Raw genomic sequence first — 2,602 nt, 5'->3', positions numbered from 1 at the left:
CGCGGGGATGCCGGCCGCGACGAGCTGCTCCGCGCTCAGCTGCTGGTGCGTCGTGGAGGCGGGGTGGATGACGAGCGAGCGCACGTCGCCGATGTTCGCGACGTTCGAGTGCAGCTCGAGCGCGGACACGAACGCCTGGCCGGCCGCGGCGCCGCCCTCGATCTCGAAGGCCAGCACCGCACCGGCACCGCGCGGGGCGTACTTGCGGGCGTTCGCGTTCCACGGGCTCGACGCCAGCCCCGCGTAGTGCACGCCGAGCACGTCCTCGCGCGCCTCGAGCCACTCGGCGACCTTCTGGGCGTTCTCGACGTGGCGCTCGACCCGCAGCGACAGCGTCTCGATGCCCTGCGCGATGAGGAACGCGTTGAACGGCGAGATCGCGGCGCCGAGGTCGCGCAGGAGCTGCACGCGGGCCTTGAGGACGAAGGAGAGGTTCGCCCCGAACGCGCTGCCGACGCCGAGGTCGCGCGCGTAGACGAGCCCGTGGTAGCTCGGGTCGGGCTGGTTGTAGTTCGGGAACCGCTCGGGGTGCTGCGCGTAGTCGAACGTGCCGGCGTCGACGATCACGCCGCCGATCGCGGTGCCGTGCCCGCCGAGGTACTTGGTCGCCGAGTGGATGACGACGTCGGCGCCGTGCTCGAACGGCCGGATCAGGTACGGCGTCGCGACGGTGTTGTCGACGAGCAGCGGCACGCCGCTCTCGTGCGCGATGCCGGCGACGAGCTCGATGTCGAGGACGTCGGCGCGCGGGTTCGGGATCGACTCCGCGAAGAACAGCTTGGTGTTCGGGCGGACCGCGTCGCGCCACGCCTGGGCGTCGTGCGGGTCGGTCACGAACGTCGTCCGGATGCCGAGCTTGGGCAGCGTGTGGTGCAGGAGGTTGTAGGTGCCGCCGTAGAGGCTCGGGCTCGCGACGACGTGGTCGCCGGCCTCGGCGATGTTGAGGATCGCGAGCGTCTCGGCGGCCTGGCCGGACGCGACGAGGAGCGCGCCGACGCCGCCCTCGAGCGAGGCGATCCGGTCCTCGACGGCCGTCTGCGTCGGGTTGCCGATGCGCGTGTAGATCGGGCCGAGGTCCTTGAGGGCGAACCGGTCGGCGGCGACGCCCGCGTCCGGGAACACGAAGGACGTCGTCTGGTAGATCGGCAGCGCGCGGGCGCCGGTCGCGGCGTCCGGGGTCTGGCCGGCGTGGATCTGGCGGGTCTCGAAGGACCAGGCGTGGTTCATGGGGATCTCCTCGGGGCGGGGCGGGGCGGGGCCGGCGTCGGGCGGACGCGTCAGGCAGGGGTGCGCGGGGGCGGGGGAGGGGCGCACGCTGCCGCGGTGCCGGAGCGGCCCGATCAGGACCGGGAGCCCGGTGCCCGTCGCCCGCGAGGCTGCGCGGGGAGGGCGGGGGGCTCAGGTGACCGGTCACCGGGCACAGCCGAGCGTGCGCTGGTCAGCGACACATTCGGCGGGACATGTCACGAACAGTACGAGCGATGTCCCGCATGTGAAACGCCGGTCTCGCGATGCGGGACGGCTTCACCCCGTCACCCGACCACCGCGCGATCGGGCAGCTTCACCCGGTCGTTTCGTCCGGATCGCTCCCGAACCACATCGGTGTGACTCGTGTGACGGGTGTGACTGGTGTTCACTTCTGTGAATCGCGCCGGTAGCGTGCCGACGGGCGCCCCCGACGGCTCAAGGTCGCGCCCTCGGACGACGAAGGACATCAGGTGACGCACCCCCACCCGCGCGGCCGCACGGCACCCCGGCTCCGGCGTGCCGCGGCGGCCTCGCTCGCCGCCGCGCTGCTCGTGCTGACGCCGGTCGCGGCGACCGCCGCCCCCGCCGCCCCCAGCGACGAGGACGTGCGCGACGCGCGCCGTGCGGTCAGCGGGGCCGAGTCGTCGGTGGCCGCGATCGAGGTGCGCCTCGCCCAGCAGAGCGCCGAGCGCGACGCCGCCCTGGTGCGCGTCCAGCAGGCCGCCGAGGCGTACACGCAGGCGCAGGTCGAGAGCGAGGCCGCAGCCGCCGCCGCGACCACCGCCGCCGAGAGCCACCGCGTCGCCCAGGAGCAGGCCGAGGCCGCCCGCCGCACGCTCGTCGCGATCGCCCGGCAGAGCGCCCGCTCGGGTGGCTCGATGGACTCGGTCCAGGCGTTCCTCTCGGCCGACGGGTTCGACCAGGTCGTCGAGCGCAGCACCGCGCTCGCCCGGGTCAGCACCAAGGCCGACACCGCCGTGCAGGAGTTCCGCGCCGCGCAGCTCGTCGCGACGACGCTCAAGAAGCGCGCCGACGAGGCCGTCGCCGCCCGCGAGGAGGCAGCCGCGGCCGCGCAGGACGCGCTCGCCGAGGCCAAGCAGGTGCAGCAGGAGTCCGACGAGGCCGTCGCCGCCGCCACGGTCGAGCGCGAGGGGCTCATCGCGCAGCTCGCCGCGGCGCGCAGCACGAGCGCCGAGGTCGAGCGCGCGCGCCAGGACGCCCTCGACGTCGAGCGCCAGGCCCGCGAGAACGCCGCCGCCCAGGCGCGCCGCCCCGCGGCCCAGCCGCCCGCCCCCGCGCGCGCCCTGCCCCGCCAGGAGGCCGACCGCCCGGCCGTCGCGGCCCGCGACCCCCC

2 protein-coding genes are annotated in these 2,602 nt (G+C 75.1%); one reads left to right on the top strand and one right to left on the bottom strand.

Translation table 11 applies throughout. The features are described from left to right. On the bottom strand, positions 1–1,227 hold a 1,227-nt coding region (locus tag AB6N24_RS22985), incomplete at its 3' end, for a bifunctional o-acetylhomoserine/o-acetylserine sulfhydrylase (protein ID WP_412871677.1). 491 nt (positions 1,228–1,718) lie between these two features. Here AB6N24_RS22985 and AB6N24_RS22980 point away from each other — a divergent pair. After that, the coding region (locus AB6N24_RS22980) for a coiled-coil domain-containing protein (protein WP_412871676.1) at positions 1,719–2,602 on the top strand (884 nt) is incomplete at its 3' end.

The sequence above is a fragment of the Cellulomonas jepli genome, from assembly GCF_047229345.1.
Lineage (GTDB): Bacteria > Actinomycetota > Actinomycetes > Actinomycetales > Cellulomonadaceae > Cellulomonas_A.
Note: the sequence above shows the minus strand (reverse complement) of the source record. Positions and strands in the feature narration are given on the sequence as shown.